The 15,924-nt window shown below is 71.3% G+C and carries 15 protein-coding genes; 9 read left to right on the forward strand and 6 right to left on the reverse strand.

All coding sequences use genetic code 11. The features are described 5' to 3' along the window. Positions 1–34: 34 nt before the first annotated feature. A complete protein-coding gene (locus ACTWOL_RS10370) occupies positions 35–1,663 on the reverse strand; it encodes a DHA2 family efflux MFS transporter permease subunit (RefSeq protein WP_474296320.1) in 1,629 nt (542 codons plus the stop codon). A gap of 180 nt (positions 1,664–1,843) precedes the next feature. Here ACTWOL_RS10370 and panB point away from each other — a divergent pair, with 180 nt between their 5' ends. From panB to ACTWOL_RS10395, 5 genes are all read left to right on the forward strand, one after another. Beyond that, the gene (gene panB / locus ACTWOL_RS10375) at positions 1,844–2,710 is read left to right on the forward strand and encodes a 3-methyl-2-oxobutanoate hydroxymethyltransferase (RefSeq protein ID WP_474296321.1); all 867 of its coding nucleotides are present in this window, start codon (positions 1,844–1,846) and stop codon (positions 2,708–2,710) included. 33 nt (positions 2,711–2,743) lie between these two features. Beyond that, the gene (locus tag ACTWOL_RS10380; protein WP_474296322.1) at positions 2,744–3,835 is read left to right on the forward strand and encodes an IS630 family transposase; all 1,092 of its coding nucleotides are present in this window, start codon (positions 2,744–2,746) and stop codon (positions 3,833–3,835) included. Between the two features lie 220 nt (positions 3,836–4,055). Then, on the forward strand, positions 4,056–4,421 hold the full coding sequence (locus tag ACTWOL_RS10385) for a cupin domain-containing protein (protein WP_474296323.1): 366 nt from the start codon (positions 4,056–4,058) through the stop codon (positions 4,419–4,421). Between the two features lie 76 nt (positions 4,422–4,497). Next, complete coding sequence (locus ACTWOL_RS10390) at positions 4,498–5,493, forward strand: ATP-binding cassette domain-containing protein (protein WP_474296324.1); 996 nt, start codon at positions 4,498–4,500, stop codon at positions 5,491–5,493. Then, positions 5,490–6,323, forward strand: a complete 834-nt coding sequence (locus ACTWOL_RS10395; protein ID WP_474296325.1) for an ABC transporter permease — start codon at positions 5,490–5,492, stop codon at positions 6,321–6,323. Before ACTWOL_RS10390 ends, ACTWOL_RS10395 begins: the two co-directional genes overlap by 4 nt. On the opposite strand, the gene ACTWOL_RS10400 is transcribed toward ACTWOL_RS10395, so the two are convergent. Continuing rightward, complete coding sequence (locus ACTWOL_RS10400; protein WP_474296326.1) at positions 6,271–9,789, reverse strand: AfsR/SARP family transcriptional regulator; 3,519 nt, start codon at positions 9,787–9,789, stop codon at positions 6,271–6,273. The genes ACTWOL_RS10395 and ACTWOL_RS10400 overlap by 53 nt on opposite strands. 243 nt (positions 9,790–10,032) lie before the next feature. Between ACTWOL_RS10400 and ACTWOL_RS10405 the strand changes: the two genes are divergently transcribed. Further along, the gene (locus ACTWOL_RS10405; RefSeq protein WP_474296327.1) at positions 10,033–10,839 is read left to right on the forward strand and encodes a site-2 protease family protein; all 807 of its coding nucleotides are present in this window, start codon (positions 10,033–10,035) and stop codon (positions 10,837–10,839) included. Between the two features lie 30 nt (positions 10,840–10,869). Here ACTWOL_RS10405 and ACTWOL_RS10410 read toward each other — a convergent pair whose 3' ends face one another. Beyond that, positions 10,870–11,043 carry a hypothetical protein gene (locus tag ACTWOL_RS10410; RefSeq protein ID WP_474296328.1) on the reverse strand — a complete coding sequence of 58 codons (174 nt, stop codon included), beginning with the start codon at positions 11,041–11,043 and terminating at the stop codon, positions 10,870–10,872. Positions 11,044–11,137: 94 nt separating this feature from the next. Continuing rightward, on the reverse strand, positions 11,138–11,848 hold the full coding sequence (gene npdG, locus ACTWOL_RS10415) for an NADPH-dependent F420 reductase (protein WP_474296329.1): 711 nt from the start codon (positions 11,846–11,848) through the stop codon (positions 11,138–11,140). Positions 11,849–12,348: 500 nt separating this feature from the next. On the opposite strand from npdG, the gene ACTWOL_RS10420 reads away from it, so the two are divergent. Next, the gene (locus ACTWOL_RS10420; protein WP_474296330.1) at positions 12,349–12,954 is read left to right on the forward strand and encodes a hypothetical protein; all 606 of its coding nucleotides are present in this window, start codon (positions 12,349–12,351) and stop codon (positions 12,952–12,954) included. 77 nt (positions 12,955–13,031) lie between these two features. On the opposite strand, the gene ACTWOL_RS10425 is transcribed toward ACTWOL_RS10420, so the two are convergent. Beyond that, positions 13,032–13,262 carry a hypothetical protein gene (locus tag ACTWOL_RS10425; RefSeq protein ID WP_474296331.1) on the reverse strand — a complete coding sequence of 77 codons (231 nt, stop codon included), beginning with the start codon at positions 13,260–13,262 and terminating at the stop codon, positions 13,032–13,034. A 90-nt stretch (positions 13,263–13,352) separates the two neighbouring features. On the opposite strand from ACTWOL_RS10425, the gene map reads away from it, so the two are divergent. Then, positions 13,353–14,210, forward strand: coding sequence for a type I methionyl aminopeptidase (map, locus tag ACTWOL_RS10430; RefSeq protein WP_474296332.1), 858 nt, complete (start codon positions 13,353–13,355; stop codon positions 14,208–14,210). A gap of 115 nt (positions 14,211–14,325) precedes the next feature. After that, on the forward strand, positions 14,326–14,985 hold the full coding sequence (locus ACTWOL_RS10435) for a biliverdin-producing heme oxygenase (protein WP_474296333.1): 660 nt from the start codon (positions 14,326–14,328) through the stop codon (positions 14,983–14,985). Positions 14,986–15,101: 116 nt separating this feature from the next. Here ACTWOL_RS10435 and ACTWOL_RS10440 read toward each other — a convergent pair whose 3' ends face one another. After that, positions 15,102–15,917 (reverse strand): PhzF family phenazine biosynthesis protein, encoded by an 816-nt coding sequence (locus tag ACTWOL_RS10440; protein WP_474296334.1) that lies wholly within the window; start codon positions 15,915–15,917, stop codon positions 15,102–15,104. Positions 15,918–15,924 lie beyond the last annotated feature (7 nt).

The raw sequence follows: 15,924 nt of genomic DNA on the forward strand, positions 1-15,924 counted from the left end.
CGCCCGCCCGGCCGGCTCCGCCGGTCATCTCCGGTCATCTCCGGACGGCGCCCGCCGCCGGTCTCTCGTCCGGTTCCCCCGGACGGTCCCTCTCGTGTCCCCCGGTTCCCACCCGTCCGGGCAGATACATCGCGACGACCAGCGCGCCCACCACCGTGGCCGACGCCGCTGCCAGGGCCGTGAGATGCATGGCGAGCACGAAGGCGTCGTTCGCCGGACCGACCAGCAGCTTGCCTGACGTGCCGAGCTTCTCCGCGACCCCCAGGGTCGCCTCGATCGACTCCCCCGCTGCCGCCCTGACGGAGTCCGGCAGACCCGCCGTCCTGGCGAGAGTGGACTCGATGCCGCCCCGGTACGCCGCCGAGAGCAGCGAACCGAGCACCGCCACCCCCAGCGCACCGCCCACCTGCCGGAAGGTGTTGCTGATCGCGGAGCCCACTCCGGCCTTCTCCCGTGGCAGCGCCTGCATCACGGCGACCGTGACCGGGGGCATCACATGCGCCATACCCGCGCCCTGGACGAAGAACGCGACCTCGATCATCCACAGCGGCGTGGACCCGTCGAAAACGGCGAACGCAGCCAGTCCGGTGGTGATCATCAGCATTCCGGCCGCACAGGTCGCACGGGCGCCGAACCGGCCGATGGCCAGCCGGGCGCGCGGTGCGAACGCCGACTGCGCCACCGCGAGCGGCAGCAGCAGCAGTCCGGCCGCCAGCGGACTGAAACCACGCACGCTCTGCAGATAGAAGACGGAGAGGAACGCCACGCCCATCATCGCGAAGAAGCCCAGCGCGGTCGCGGCGATCGCCGACGAGAACACCGGGTTCCTGAAATACGAGAAGTCGAGCGCCGGATGGTCGGTGCGCACCTCGTAGAGCACGAACACCGTGAGCACGGCGACCCCGCCCAGCAGCGGCAGCAGCACCGCCGTGTCGGTGAGCGAGGCGAGCTCTCCGCCCCGGATGATCCCGTACACCAGCAGGACGAGTCCGGCGATCGACAGCAGCACGCCGACCGGGTCGAGCCGGCCGGGAGCGGGGTCCCGTGAGTCGGGGATCAGCACCACCATCGCGACGAAGCCGACGAGCACGACCGGGACGTTGACCAGGAAGATCGAGCCCCACCAGAAGTGTTCGAGCAGCAGTCCGCCCGTGAGGGGCCCGAGGGCGATGGACACGCCCACACCGCCCGCCCAGATGCCGATGGCCTTGGCCTGTTCCTCCCGCTCGAACACGTTCATCAGGATGGCGAGAGTGGCGGGGATCACGAACGCCGCACCGACACCCATCACCGCGCGGTACGCGATGAGCTCCCCGGACGACCCGGAGAACGCGGCCAGCGCCGAACCGGTGCCGAAGACTGCCATGCCGAACAGCAGCGCCTTGCGGCGGCCCGTCCGGTCCCCGATGAGTCCCGCCGTGAAGAGCAGGGCCGCGAAGACCAGCGTGTAGGAGTTGATGGCCCATTCCAGCTCGCCCTGGGTTGCGCCGATGCCGACGGGCGCGGGGGTGGCGATGGTCTTGACCGCGACGTTCAGCACCGAGTGGTCGAGCACCACGATGAGGACGCTGAACATGAGGACGGCGAGGATGGCCCAGCGGCGCCGGTGCACGGCTTCCGGTACACGGGTCGGGGCGGGAGGCGCCCCCGGGGGTGTGGACATGATCCGAGACTTCCCGTTTTCGATACGGGACCGTCTCGTATAGGAAAAAACGACCGGGATGGCGGAACATGCCCGGGGTGTGAACGGCGCCACTTCCCGCGGCGGGCGCCGGGATGCCACCATGGACACGGTCCGGGGACGCCGTCAGGGCGCCTCGAGATGACGAAGGAGCCGTTCACCATGACGCTTCAGGCTGCGCCGAACGAGTCCGCCGACAGCAGCAGCAAGGCGCTGTACGGCGGCAAAAGCACTCGCCGCGTCACCGTCCACGACATCGCCGCCGCCAAGGAGCGCGGTGAGAAGTGGCCCATGCTCACCGCCTACGACGCGATGACCGCGTCCGTCTTCGACGAGGCCGGCATCCCGGTGATGCTCGTCGGCGACTCGATGGGCAACACCCACCTCGGCTACGACACCACCGTGCCCGTCACGATGGACGAGATGACCCTGCTCTCCGCCGCCGTCGTGCGGGGCACCAAGCGTGCCCTCATCGTCGGCGACCTCCCCTTCGGCTCGTACCAGGAGGGCCCGGTCCAGGCTCTGCGCAACGCCACCCGGCTGGTCAAGGAGGCCGGGGTGGGTGCCGTGAAGCTGGAGGGCGGGGAGCGCTCGCTGCCGCAGACCGAGCTGCTGGTCCAGGCGGGCATCCCGGTGATGTCCCACCTCGGGCTCACCCCGCAGTCCGTCAACACCATGGGCTACCGGGTGCAGGGCCGCGGCGACGAGGCAGCGCACCGGCTGCTGCGCGACGCCAAGGCGGCCCAGGACGCGGGCGCGTTCGCCCTCGTCCTCGAGCTCGTACCGGCCGAGCTGGCCGCCGAGGTCACCCGCTCGCTGCACATCCCGACCATCGGCATCGGCGCCGGTCCCGAAACGGACGCGCAGGTCCTCGTATGGACCGACATGGCCGGTCTGACGGGCGGGAAGGTGCCGCGCTTCACCAAGCAGTACGCGAACCTGCGCCAGACGCTCGGCGACGCGGCGAAGGCCTTCGCCGACGACGTCGTGGGCGGCGCGTTCCCCGCGGCGGAGCACACCTTCCACTAGTGACCTGAGTCGGAGGTTCTTCGTTAGTTCGGTGTGAGTCGTCCTGGACCGAAGATCCCGCCGCTGTTGTTGACTGATGCCCAACGGGCTGTGCTTCTGGGGTGGGTGCGTCGGCGTACGACGGCTCAGGCTCTGGCCCAGCGGTCGCGGATCGTGCTGGAGTGCGCCGAGGGGCACTCGATCTCGGAGGTGTCGCGGTGTCTGGGGGTGGCTGCGGATACGGTCCGTACCTGGCGGCGTCGCTTTCTGGAGCGAGGCTTGGACGGCTTGTGCGACGAACCGAGGCCAGGCGTCCCGCGGAAGATCACCGATGCTGATGTCGAGCGGGTCATCGTCAAGACGCTCGAAGAGCGGCCGGCTAACGCAACGCACTGGTCGACCCGGTCAATGGCTGCCGCCACCGGGATGTCGCAGTCGACGGTCTCCCGGATCTGGCGGGCGTTCGCCCTGGCTCCGCACCGCTCGCAGACCTTCAAACTGTCCACCGACCCATACTTCATCGACAAGGTCCGCGACGTTGTCGGTCTCTACCTCGACCCACCGGAGAAGGCCCTGGTCCTGTGCGTGGACGAGAAGTCTCAGATCCAGGCTCTGGACCGGTCTCAGCCCGTGCTGCCGATAATGCCCGGCGTTCCCGAGCGTCGCAGCCACGACTACGTCCGGGCCGGCACCACGACCCTGTTCGCGGCCCTGGAAGTGGCCACCGGCAAGATCATCGGTTCCCTCCACCGTCGTCACCGTGCTATCGAGTTCAAGAAGTTCCTCACCAAGCTGGACAAGGAGGTACCCGCGGACCTCGAGGTCCATCTGATCCTGGACAACTACGCCACCCACAAGACAGCAGCCATCAAGCAGTGGCTCCTGGCTCACCCTCGCTTCCACCTGCACTTCACCCCCACCAGCGCGTCCTGGTTGAACCTGGTCGAGCGATGGTTCGCCGAACTCACGCAAAAGAAGCTCAAGCGCGGCGTCCACCGCTCCGTCCAGGCCCTCGAACGCGACATCCGCACCTGGCTCACCGACTGGAACACCAACCCACGGCCATTCGTCTGGACGAAGACCGCCGACGAGATCCTCGACAAAGTCGCCGCCTACTGCCGACGAATCTCTGACTCAGGTCACTAGGGCCTTTCGTTTGGATCAGGCCACGCCGCCGGGGCGCCGCCGGGACCGCGGCGGTGACCCCGGCCGCACCTCCAAGCCACTCCCGGCACCAACGACAGCCCGCCGATCTTCCCCCGTCGGCGGGCTGTCGGCCGTCCGCGAACCGGTGGACCCCTCCGGCCACAGCACTAAACTGAAGACGGACTCGGGGAACGCCGACCCGCCCGGGAGGCGGACGACCATGGCTGGAATCTTCGCGAAGAACTTCGAGGCCGCCGACGAGACCCGTCCGTTCGAGGACGGCAAGGGGAGGCTCGAGCTCCTCACCACCGACCACGGGCCCGTAGGCCGTGCCGTCTTCGAACCGGGCTGGCAATGGTCCAGGCACGTCAAGCCCATCGCCGGCACCGAGAGCTGCCAGGCGGCCCACGCCGGGTACGTCATCAGCGGGAGGATGAAGGTCGTCATGGACGACGGCGAGTCCGCGGAGGTGGGGCCGGGCGACTACCTCGGCATCGAGCCTGGGCACGACGCCTGGGTGGTGGGTGACGAGCCCTGCGTCTTCCTCGACTGGGCCGGGTTCGGGGACTACGCCAAGCCCCGGTGACACACGATCCGTAGGCGTCGACGGGCTGTCGGCGGCTTGTCGGCTGCCTGTCGGCGGCGGCTGCCACGCTTCGGACATGACGCGAATCGACAGGAACGCCGTCGAGGTACGAGGCCTCGTGAAGCACTACGGCGAGACAAAGGCCCTGGACGGTGTGGACCTCGACGTCCGGGAAGGCACGGTCCTCGGGGTCCTCGGCCCCAACGGGGCAGGCAAGACCACGCTGGTGCGCTGCCTGTCCACCCTCATCACCCCGGACGCCGGGCGCGCCACCGTCGCCGGCTTCGACGTGGTCCGCCAGCCGCGCAGGCTGCGCCGGACGATCGGTCTGACCGGCCAGTACGCCTCCGTGGACGAGAAGATCCCGGGCTGGGAGAACCTCTACATGATCGGGCGGCTGCTCGATCTGTCCCGCCGGGACGCCAGGCGCCGCGCGGACGAACTGCTCGAGCGGTTCTCGCTGTCGGAGGCGGCCAAGCGCCCGGTCTCCACCTACTCCGGCGGTATGCGCCGCCGCCTCGACCTGGCCGCCTCGATGATCGGGCAGCCTTCCGTACTGTTCCTGGACGAGCCGACCACCGGCCTCGACCCCCGTACCCGCAACGAGGTGTGGGACGAGGTCCAGCGGATGGTCGCCGAGGGCGTCACCGTTCTCCTCACCACCCAGTACATGGAAGAGGCCGAGCAGCTCGCGGACGCCCTGACGGTCGTCGACCGCGGCCGGGTCATCGCCGAGGGCGGCATCCACGAGCTGAAGGCGAGGGTCGGCGGCAGGACGCTGCGGATCAGGCCGGCGGACCCCGCGCGGCTCGCGCCGATGGCCGCCGCGGTCCGCGAGGCCGGTCTGGACGGCGTCGCGGGTGCGCAGCCCGTCCCGGACGAGGGCGTGCTGTACGTCCCGATCCTCAGCGACGAACAACTGACCGCCGTGGTCGGCCTGCTGGGGGCCCGCGGCTTCGCGATCGCCGACATCGGCACCGATCTGCCCAGCCTGGACGAGGTGTTCCTGTCCCTGACCGGGCACAGGACGACGTCCGTCAACGACATCATTGCCCAGGAGGTCGCGGCGTGAGCGCCACCACCGTCAACAGCGTCACCACCAGTGCTCCTCTCACCGACGACAGCCGTATCGGTCTGCGCGGCAATCTGCGCCACATCGGCGCCCTCGTTCGCCGCAATCTGCTGTGGATCCGGCAGGACCCGGAGTCGATGTTCGACGCGGTGCTGATGCCGATCGTCTTCACCCTGCTGTTCGTGTTCGTCTTCGGCGGCTCGGTCGGCGCTTCGCTGGGCGGCGACCGCTCCGTGTACGTGGACTACGTGGTGCCCGGTCTGATGGCGATGATCGGCATGAACATCGCGATGGGTGTCGGCACCGGTTTCCACCAGGACTTCCAGAGCGGTGTCATGGACCGGTTCCGGTCCCTGCCGATCGCCCGTTCCTCGGTGCTGATCGCCAAGATCGTCGTCGAGATCGCCCGGATGACCGTCGCGACGGCGATCCAGCTGGCGGTCGGCTTCATGCTGGGCATGTCCGTGTCGCACGCGTGGGGTCTGGCCGTCGCGTTCGGGCTGTGCCTGGTCTTCAGCTCGTCGATCATGTGGATCTTCCTCACCATGGGCGTGACCATGAAGACCGCCCAGGCGATCCAGGGAATGGGGTTCCTGGTGCTGATGCCGCTGCAGTTCGGTTCCTCGATCTTCTCGCCTCCCAGCACCATGCCGGGGTGGCTGCAAGTCTTCACCGACTACAACCCGCTGTCCTCGCTCGCGGACGCCGTCCGCGGTCTGATCCACGGCGGCCCGGTCGCCCACGACGTGTGGGTGACGCTGATCTGGTCGGTGGTGCTCACCGCCGTGATGGCTCCGATCGCGATCCGGAAGTTCCGCACGAAGTCCTGACGTGCTCGCCCACGATTGCGACGGCCTCCTCCAGGGTGAGGGCCTCGCCCTCGGCGCTGCGGGCCGCCCAGACGCCGTCGTCCAGCACGGCGCGGGCGGCCCGTTCGGCGCGCTCGCGGCCCTCGCTCTCCAGGGTCGTCTCGACATGGCCCGCCGGCCGCATCCGCCGGTACGCGCCGAGCAGCCGGGCCGCGTCGTGGGCGGTCCGCTCGCCGAGGCCGGCGAGCGCTTCGGCCGCGGTCGTCAACTGGGCCGCGGCCATCTGCGGCGCGACCATCCGGGCGAGGGGGACCATCGCGGACTCCATGGCCTGGTGGGCGTGGTCGAGCGCCTCGATGTACCGGCCGTCCAGGCAGTCCAGCCAGGCGAGCCCGGCGAGCCGGAAGCCGTCGAAGAGCGCCATCGTCTCGGACCGGAACTCCACGGCCAGCAGGTCCAGTTGCTCCCGCGCCTCGGCCGTGCGGCCGTCGGCGCCGAGCAGCAGGGCAAGGAAGAGCCGGGCCACGGGCAGAGCCTCCTTGGCGCCTTCGTCCGGCTGCGCCAGCACCTCCCGGAAGATGGCCTCGGCCTCTTCGCGCCGGCCGAGTTCACCGAGCATCGCCGCCTGCCGGGCGCGCAGCAGCGGCACCTGGCTCTCGGCCCCGACCCGCCGGGCACGGTCGGCCGCGGCGGCGTAGTCCTCGGCGGCGAGGGCGAACTCACCGCGCTTCTCACGGGACTCCCCGCGCGCGGACAGGGCACCCGCGGCGCCCCAGTGGTCCCCGTACCGTTCGAAGATCTCCAGGCTGCGGTCGGCGTCGGCCTGGGCGTCGCCCGCCCATTCGCTGCGGTTGGCGAGCACATTGGCCCGCATCTGCAGGGCGACGCCGAGCTCCCACTCGTACCCGTACTCCTCGCAGCCCCGGACCGTCGCGTCGAGGGCCCTGCGCAGCTCGTCCACGTCGCCGGTGAGCAGGACCGCGTAGAACCAGAGCGCACCGGGGAAGCGGCAGGTCTGCGGGTGACCCGGGTGGTAGGCCGCGGCGACGCGGCGCAGCCACTCCAGACGCCCGGGTTCCGTCCAGTCCTCCGCGGCGTGCTCCATGCTGATCATCCCGATCAGCCGCACACCGCGCCGCGCCTCCAGCCGCCGTGCGGTCTCGAACGGCGGCGGGGAGTCGACGACCCGTGCGGGGAGGGGCTCCGCGGGGACCACGGGCGGGGCGAACGGGTCGGGGCCGAGCTCCGCGGCGGCACGGGACCAGTGCCGGGCGGTGGCGCGCAGATCCCGCATCTGCCAGAACCACCCCAGCGACAGCACCAGGCACAGCGCCTCGTCCTCGTCCCGGGCGGCGATGGCCCGGTGCAGCGCCGTGTGCAGGTTCTCCCGCTCCCGTTCCAGCCGCGCGACCGCACCGATCTGCTCGGGACTGCGCAGCAACGGGTCGGTGCGGCGGGCGAGTTCGCGGTAGTACACGAGATGCGCGCGCTCGGCGGCGGCTCGGTCGCCCGCCTCGTCGAGCCGCTCGGCGGCGTACTCGGCGACGGTCTCGAGCAGTTGGTACCGCATCTCGCCGTCCGGCGACGGGACGGCGACGACCAGGGACTTGTCGACGAGCGCGCCGAGGACGGAGAGGACGTCCAGAACGCCGGCACCGGAGCCGGTGCCGGTGCCCGCGGCAGGTGAGCCGGGAGCGGCGGGTGGGCTGTGCGTGGCGAGTGAGCCGTGCGTGGCGATTGAGCCGGGAGCGGCGCAGACCTCCTCCGCGGCCTCGAGGTCACAGCCGCCGGCGAAGACCGAGAGACGACGGAGAACGGTGCGCTCGGCGGTGTCCAGCAGGTCCCAGGACCAGTCGACGACCGCGCGCAGGGTCTGCTGGCGGGGCAGTACCGTCCGGCTGCCGTGGGACAGCAGCCGGAAGCGGTCGTCCAGACGGTCGGCGATCTGGCGCGGCGTCAGCACCCTGAGGCGGGCGGCGGCGAGTTCGATGGCGAGGGGCAGGCCGTCGAGACGCCGGCAGATCTCGGCGGCCGCGTCGGCCGTCCCGGGGTCGGCGTCGATCCGGAAGCCGGGGGTGGCCGCCGCGCCCCGGTCCGCGAACAGCCGCAGGGCCATCGGCGCGGGCAGCGGGCCGACCGGCCGTACCGACTCGCCCGGCACGCCGAGGGCCTCACGGCTGGTCGCCAGGACCGTCAGCCCGGGGCACCGCTCGAGGAGGTGCCCGCTCAGCGCGGCCACCGCGGTCACCACGTGCTCGCAGTTGTCGAGGACGATCAGCATGCGGCGGCGGGCGCAGTGCTCGGTGAGGCGCACGAGCGGGTCGTCGCCGCTGCGCTCGGTCGCGGCCCGCAGTTCCTCGGAGCCGACGCCGCGCAGCACGGTCTCGCGCCCGCCGAGGGCGGTGAGCACCGCCTCGGGCACGTTCTCGGGGTCGGAGACCGGCGCGAGCTCGGCCAGCCAGACACCGTCCGGACAGGCCCCGGCCATCCGCTCGGCCGCCTCCTGTGAGAGCCGGGTCTTGCCCGCCCCGCCCGGCCCGAGGAGGGTGACCAGCCGCGCACGGCCGAGATCCCCACGGATGGCCTCGATATCGGCCTCGCGTCCGACGAAGCTGGTCAGGCGTGCGCGCAGATTCCCGGGCCCGGTGGTGCGCGGCGGCGGTGCGGGGGGTGCCACGGGGTGCGGTGCGGCAACCGGTTCCGGTGCGGGAGCCGCGGCCGGCCGCGCCGGGGCTACTGCCGTGCCCCCGGCCGCCGGGTGCGGCTCCGTGGGCATCAGCAGCTCCGTGTGCAGGGCGCGCAGTTCGGGTCCGGGGTCGGTGCCCAGCCGGTCCGACAGCTCACGGCGTACGGATTCGTAGGCCGCGAGCGCCTCCGCCGGGCGCCCCTCCGCGCGCAGGGCCCTGATGCGCAGCGCCTGCAGGGATTCGTCCAGCGGATGCGCGTCGCAGAGTTCGGCGAGTGACGGGAGCGCCTGCCGTGTCCGGCCGAGGGCCAGTGCCGCGGCGAGGCGGACACGGCGGGCCTCGAGACGGCGGGCCTCCCAGCGGGCCGCCTCCGCCGTACGGTCGGGCAGATCGGCGAGCACCGTTCCCCGCCACAGTGACAGCGCCTCGTCCAGCACCTCGGCCGCGCGGCCCGGATCCCCGTCGGCGAGGGCCTGCGCGCCCTGCTCGGCGAGCTGGGCGAAACGGTGCAGATCCACGTCGGCGGCGTCGGCGCGCAGCCGGTAGCCGCCGTCGGCGGAGACCACCTCCGTGTGCCCGAGGGCGCGGCGGGCACGGCCCACGAGCGCCTGCACCGCCCCCACGGCATCGGCCGGCGGGTCGCCGTCCCACACCTCGTCGACGAGCACGCCGACCGGCACCGTACGACCGGCTCGCAGCGCCAGCACCGCCACGAGCGCACGCAACCGCGCCCCGCCGAGCGCGGCGGGGGTGCCGTCGTCGTGGACTGCCTGGGTGGTACCGAGGAGGCGGTAGTGCACCGGCCCATTGTCGTCGATCGCCGAAAGGCCGCCGGAACGCTCACACGGGCCCCGTACGTTGATCCGTCGACGTACGGTCACCCGTGCCCGTACGGCTGTCATCGACGGGCTAGGGTCCCTCCCACGGGTTCTCGCCCATGGAGTCCCTCCACGGGGGTTCCCACGGGAGTCCCTCCCACGGAGATCCGTCACGGGAACCCCCGCTCGACCCGCCCTTGTGCCCCGTCCCCAGGAGCCCCGCCCATGGCAACCGCCGCGACCAGCAGAAGCGATCGCCGGATCTCCCCCGTCTTCCTCGGTATCGCCGCGATCATGGCCGTCACCGGCTGGGCCGTGTGGACGGACTTCGCGCCCAACCCCGGGCTCGCGGTGTTCCTCTTCGTCACCTCCGCGTGGATCGTCTCGCTGTGCCTGCACGAGTACGCACACGCGCGCACGGCCCTGCACGGAGGCGACCTCACCATCGGGGCCAAGGGCTATCTCACGCTCAACCCGCTGAAGTACACCCACGCGCTGCTGAGCATCGTGCTCCCCGTCATCTTCGTGATCATGGGAGGTATCGGCCTGCCGGGCGGCGCCGTCTTCATCGAGCGGCACCGCATCCAGGGCCGCTGGAAGCACAGCCTGATCTCGGCCGCGGGCCCGCTGACGAACGTGCTGTTCGCCGTGGTGTGCACCGCACCGTTCTGGCTGGGGGCCATCGACGACGTCCCGGTGGCGTTCCGCATCGCCCTGGCGTTCCTGGCATTGCTGCAGGTGACGGCGGCGATCCTGAACTTCCTGCCGGTTCCGGGACTGGACGGGTACGGGGTGATCGAGCCATGGCTGTCGTACCGCATCCGCCGCCAGGTCGAGCCGTACGCTCCGTTCGGCCTGCTGGCGGTCTTCGGCATCCTCTTCATCCCCGGGGTGAACCACGCCTTCTTCGACGCGATCGACGCGATCCTGAGCGGACTCGGGGTGTCCCAGGCCGAGACGTACTGCGGGCAGGACCTCTACCGCTTCTGGACCGAGCAGAATCCGCTGTGCGAGGCGGCTATCAACAGCTAGTGCTGTGACCGTGCGGGGACACCGGCGGGGTCAGGCGCCGCGTGCCGCCTTCGCACGGCGGAAGTAGTAGATCGCCATGTTCGAGGACACACCCGCGAGCAGCACCCACACGATCCCCAGCCAGCTGCCCCTGGCGAAGGACAGGACCGCCGCGGTGACCGCGAGGGCGCAGATGACGAGGGCGTAGAGGGCGAGGCGGGGCATGGGGGGCGGCTCCTGTCCGGTCGTACGGGTCCGGGACCAGTGTCCCCCATGCCCGCGGCGCGCCGGACCCGGTCCGGGCGACGCCCGACCCGGATCAGACGTCCGTCACCCGCAGGCCCGCGTGGGCCTTGTAGCGGCGGTTCACCGAGATCAGATTGGCGACCAGCGACTCGACCTGGTGCGCGTTCCTCAGCCGGCCCGCGAAGACACCGCGCATCCCGGGGATACGGGCCGCCAGCGCCTGCACGAGGTCGGTGTCGGCGCGGGACTCGCCGAGCACCATCACATCGGTGTCGATCTCCTCGATCGACTCGTCCTGCAGCAGGACGGCCGAGAGGTGGTGGAAGGCGGCCGTGACACGGGACCCGGGCAGCAGGGCGGCGGCCTGCTCGGCGGCGCTGCCCTCCTCCGGCTTCAGCGCGTAGGCGCCCTTCTTGTCGAAACCGAGCGGGTTGACGCAGTCGACGACCAGCTTCCCGGCGAGCACCTCCTGCAGCGCCTCCAGGGTCTTGGCATGGCCCTCCCACGGCACGGCGACGATCACCACGTCGCTGCGCCGCGCGCATTCGGCGTTCTCGGCACCCTCGATGCCGAGGCCCAGCTCGGCCGCCGCGGTCTCGGCGCGCTCGGCGGCCCGCGAGCCGATGATCACCTTCTGCCCGGCGCGGGCGAGCCGGTAGGCGAGGCCGCGGCCCTGGTCGCCGGTACCGCCGAGGACACCGACGACCAGCCCGGAGACGTCGGGGAGCTCCCAGGGGTCCTTCGGGGCGGGCTTCGGGGCGGCGGCGTTGTCGTGAGAAGTCATGTGCCGACCTTAGAGCCTTGCCCGGCGGCAGGAACGGGCAGGCGGGACACCCGGTCCTGCCCCCAGGAAGGCACGACCTAGGGGGTTTCTGATGGATCTCCGTGGAGGAAGGAGCGGCGTCCGGTGCGTGCTCTCGGGGTGCCGGCCGGAAGCCCTCGTACTGGCACGTACTTGGGCTTTCGGCCGGTGCGGCGAGTGGGGGTACCTCCCACGCCGTAAGGCCGTGGGGGCGTGCCGGGAGTCGCGACGCCGCGGAGATCCGTCAGAAGCCCCCTAGTGATGTGACCGGATAGGTTCACCGGCTCGCGGTGTCCTGCACGGCGTCTCGCTGCGTTGTCGAATCACCCGAGTACATCCAGTACAAGGCCGATTCTCCGCCTTGCGATACACCGCACCGGACGCCGCGAGCTTCCCGGCAAACCTATCCGGCCACAGCACTAGGGGTGGGCTTTCGCCGTACGCCCCACATCGCCCCGGTCCGTGCGGCAGGATGCCGGGCCATGGATGCCGTACGCGTCGCGCTGCTGCGGGAGGTCCTCGCCGGGACCTCATGGCCGGCCGAGGCCCGGCGCTTCGCCGGGGTGCTGCGCTCGTCCGTCGTGCCGCACAGCGGCGGGCTGCTGCTGGTGGGCACGGCCGATTACGAGCCCTGGCATCTGGCGGCCCATCTCGTGGACGAGGCGGCCTGGTCGGGGCAGCCCGCACTGGCTCCCACACTGGTGCGGCACCGGGTGCGGGCCGGGGATCCGGCGCATCTGGCAGTCGGGCTCAGCCGGGTCGAGGCGGCCGGGCGCGGTGAGACGCTGCTGCTGGTGGCGCCGCACCGGCCGGACGAGGGGCTGCTGGAACGGGTGCACGACGCCCGCCGGGCGGGGGCGACGGTGCTGTCGCTGGACGACGGGGACCGGGAAGTACGCGGCCTCGCCCACGAGGCACTGGCCGTCCCCCGGTCCGCCGAGGTGGACCTCGACACGGTCCAGCACCTGGTCAGTGCGGCCGCCGGGGAGAACGGGCTGCCGTCGGCCTCCCGCAGCCGGCGCGGTCTGCGGGCCCGGCTCTCACGCCTCGCCGACCAGCTCACGGCACCGCCGCCGCCCCGCTGGTGACCCGGCGGGGCGCCCCGCGCCGAGGGGGCGCCCGGTGTCGGCATCGGGCAGTCGGGCAGTCGGGCAGTCGGGCCGACTTAGTCGGCCCGGTCCTCGCCCTGGGGGGCGTCGTGCCAGCGGGGGTCCGTCTCCCATTCCAGGTTGCGCTCGCGGGCCGTCTCCATCGCGCGCTCCGCCTCCGCGCGCGTGGCGTACGGACCGAAGCGGTCCTTGGCCGGGCACTCGGGGCCTTCCTCGACCTTCTTGTGCTCGAGGCAGTAGAACCACTCGCCCGGCTTGCCCACCGTGCGCTTCTTGAACAGGGCCATCGTCGGCTCCTTCCTCTGACGCCATGCTGCCCCACCGGGCCGCTCTCCGCGCCCGGCGGCGTGGCAGTGCCCATGGATAGACTCGCTGGCATGTCTGGCCAGTCGTTGCTCGTACCAGGGGAGCTCTCTCCCACCCGTTCCGTACCCGGAAACATCCGGCGCCCCGAGTACGTCGGGAAGCCCGCGCCGAAGCCGTACACCGGCCCGGAGATCCAGAATGCCGAAACGATCGAGGGCATGCGCATCGCGGGCCGCATCGCCGCGCAGGCGATGGAGGAGGCCGCGAAGCTCATCGCCCCCGGTGTGACCACGGACGAACTGGACCGGGTCGCGCACGAGTTCATGTGCGACCACGGGGCGTACCCGTCGACGCTGGGCTACCGGGGCTTCCCGAAGTCCCTGTGCTCCTCCGTCAACGAGGTGATCTGCCACGGGATCCCGGACTCGACGGTGCTGCGCGACGGCGACATCGTGAACCTGGACGTCACGGCGTACATCCACGGAGTGCACGGCGACAACAACGCCACCTATCTGTGCGGCGAGGTCGACGAGGAGTCGCGGCTGCTGGTCGAGCGGACCCGGGAGGCGCTGAACCGGGCCATCAAGGCGGTCAGGCCGGGCCGGCAGGTCAATGTCATCGGACGGGTCATCGAGTCGTACGCGAAACGGTTCGGCTACGGCGTCGTGCGTGACTTCACCGGCCACGGGATCAACTCGTCCTTCCACTCCGGGCTGATCATCCCGCACTACGACAGCCCGCACGCCACCACGGTCATGCTGCCGGGGATGACCTTCACGATCGAGCCCATGCTGACGCTCGGCACGCACGAGTACGACATGTGGGGCGACGGCTGGACCGTGGTGACGAAGGACCGCAAGCGCACGGCGCAGTTCGAGCACACCCTCGTGGTGACCGAGACGGGAGCCGACATTCTCACGTTGCCCTGACCCGGAAGCGGGGTACCTTTTTACCGACAGGTCGTCGGGAACCAGTTGACTTAGGTAAGCCTAAGTAGGAGCATCCTAGCTGTTCCCGTCCCCATCGGTCCCCCGGAGGTCCGCCTTGGACACGCTGGACACGCCCTTCTCGACGCTCATCCGCGTCGCCTCGCATGAACAGCACACCGAGGCCGAGACCTCGACCTTCATGAGCGACCTGCTCGGCGGTCGGCTGGGAGTCGAGGCGTTCGCGCGCTACACGGAGCAGCTGTGGTTCGTGTACCAGGCACTCGAGGGCGCGGCCGAGTCGCTCCGGGCGGACCCCGTCGCCGGTCCTTTCATACAGCCGGAGCTGTTCCGCACGGCCGAGCTGGAGCGCGATCTGGCCCATCTGCGCGGCCCCGGCTGGCGGGAGGGGCTGCGGGCGCTGCCCGCAACGGCGGCGTACGCGGAGCGGGTGGAGGAGTGCGCCCGCGGCTGGCCCGCGGGCTATGTGGCCCACCACTACACCCGCTATCTCGGCGATCTTTCGGGCGGCCAGATCATCCGCGACAAGGCCGAGCGGACCTGGGGCTTCGAGCGCAAGGGCGACGGCGTCCGGTTCTACGTCTTCGAGCGGATCACCAACCCGGCGGCGTTCAAGCGGACTTACCGGGAGCTGCTGGACCGTGTCGACGCGGACGACCTGGAGAAGCAGCGGATCATCGACGAGTGCAAGCGCGCCTTCACCTTCAACGGGGCGGTCTTCCGGGAGCTGGAGGCGGAGTTCCCGCTGAGCGCATAGCTCGTGCGCCTAGTTCATGCGTGGAGCTTCTGCGCATAGCTCGTGCGCGGTGCTCATACGCGGACGGGCCGGGGAAGGTGCCCGGGCGATCCGGCCCCGCCCGGCCCGTCAGGCCGTCAGCCCGTCAGCCCGGGTGCGGTGACGGTGTGCGGCAGGCGGGGCCGCGATGTGCGCTGCAGGGGGGCGATCCGGGCGGCGACGCGCGACTCGCCGGTGCCCGTGCCCGTGCGGGCGATGGGGCCGGAGGTACCGGACTCGTCGGCCCGCCCCGTCGGTGCGGCCGAGCGCCGCGCCAGGCGGACCCGTCCGCCGATCTCCACGATGCCGTCGGGTCCGGGGGCGGTCAGGATCTGTGAGCCCCGGCCCTGGGTGATGTTCAGTGCGCGCCCGAGCCGGGCGGTCAGCAGCAGTGCCGCCGCGCCCGTCGCCTCGTCCTCCACGACGATGTCGTCGCGCCGGGGGAAGGCCCTCGCCCGTATCCGCCCGGCGGCCTCGTCCTCCCAGGCCCAGGCGTACAGCCAGCCCTCACCGGGCGGCGGCGCGGGCAGGGCGTCGACCTCGGCCGCCGAGCCGTACTGCTCCAGCAGCCGTGGCGGGGCCCACTCGGCGCGTGCGCTGATCCAGGTGAACTCGCCGTCGTCGCGCGCCCACACCTCACCCGCGGGCGGCTGGACGGTCTCCAGGTCCAGCAGCCAGGCGACCCCGACGAGCGGATGGCCGGCGAACGGCAGCCGCAGCCCCGGGGCGTAGATGTCGACGACTCCGCGCTCGGGGTCGTCGATGAAGACGGTCTCGCTGAAGCCCAGTTCGGCCGCGAGTGCCTGCCGGGACTCCCGGTCGGGCCAGCGGTGCGGGTCGCGTACGACTCCGAGGGAGTTGCCGAACCGGCCGTCGCCGGCGCAGAACACCTGGAGCACGTCGAGTTCCTTCACTCCGGCA

Source organism: Micromonospora sp. IBHARD003, from assembly GCF_056106285.1.

Coding starts and splice junctions, on each gene's coding strand:
- panB (WP_474296321.1), top strand. CDS start 1,844: ATGACGCTTCAGGCTGCGCCGAACGAGTCCGCCGACAGCAGCAGCAAG.
- ACTWOL_RS10370 (WP_474296320.1), bottom strand. CDS start 1,663: ATGTCCACACCCCCGGGGGCGCCTCCCGCCCCGACCCGTGTACCGGAA.
- map (WP_474296332.1), top strand. CDS start 13,353: ATGTCTGGCCAGTCGTTGCTCGTACCAGGGGAGCTCTCTCCCACCCGT.
- npdG (WP_474296329.1), bottom strand. CDS start 11,848: ATGACTTCTCACGACAACGCCGCCGCCCCGAAGCCCGCCCCGAAGGAC.
- ACTWOL_RS10385 (WP_474296323.1), top strand. CDS start 4,056: ATGGCTGGAATCTTCGCGAAGAACTTCGAGGCCGCCGACGAGACCCGT.
- ACTWOL_RS10425 (WP_474296331.1), bottom strand. CDS start 13,262: ATGGCCCTGTTCAAGAAGCGCACGGTGGGCAAGCCGGGCGAGTGGTTC.
- ACTWOL_RS10410 (WP_474296328.1), bottom strand. CDS start 11,043: ATGCCCCGCCTCGCCCTCTACGCCCTCGTCATCTGCGCCCTCGCGGTC.
- ACTWOL_RS10405 (WP_474296327.1), top strand. CDS start 10,033: ATGGCAACCGCCGCGACCAGCAGAAGCGATCGCCGGATCTCCCCCGTC.
- ACTWOL_RS10420 (WP_474296330.1), top strand. CDS start 12,349: ATGGATGCCGTACGCGTCGCGCTGCTGCGGGAGGTCCTCGCCGGGACC.
- ACTWOL_RS10390 (WP_474296324.1), top strand. CDS start 4,498: ATGACGCGAATCGACAGGAACGCCGTCGAGGTACGAGGCCTCGTGAAG.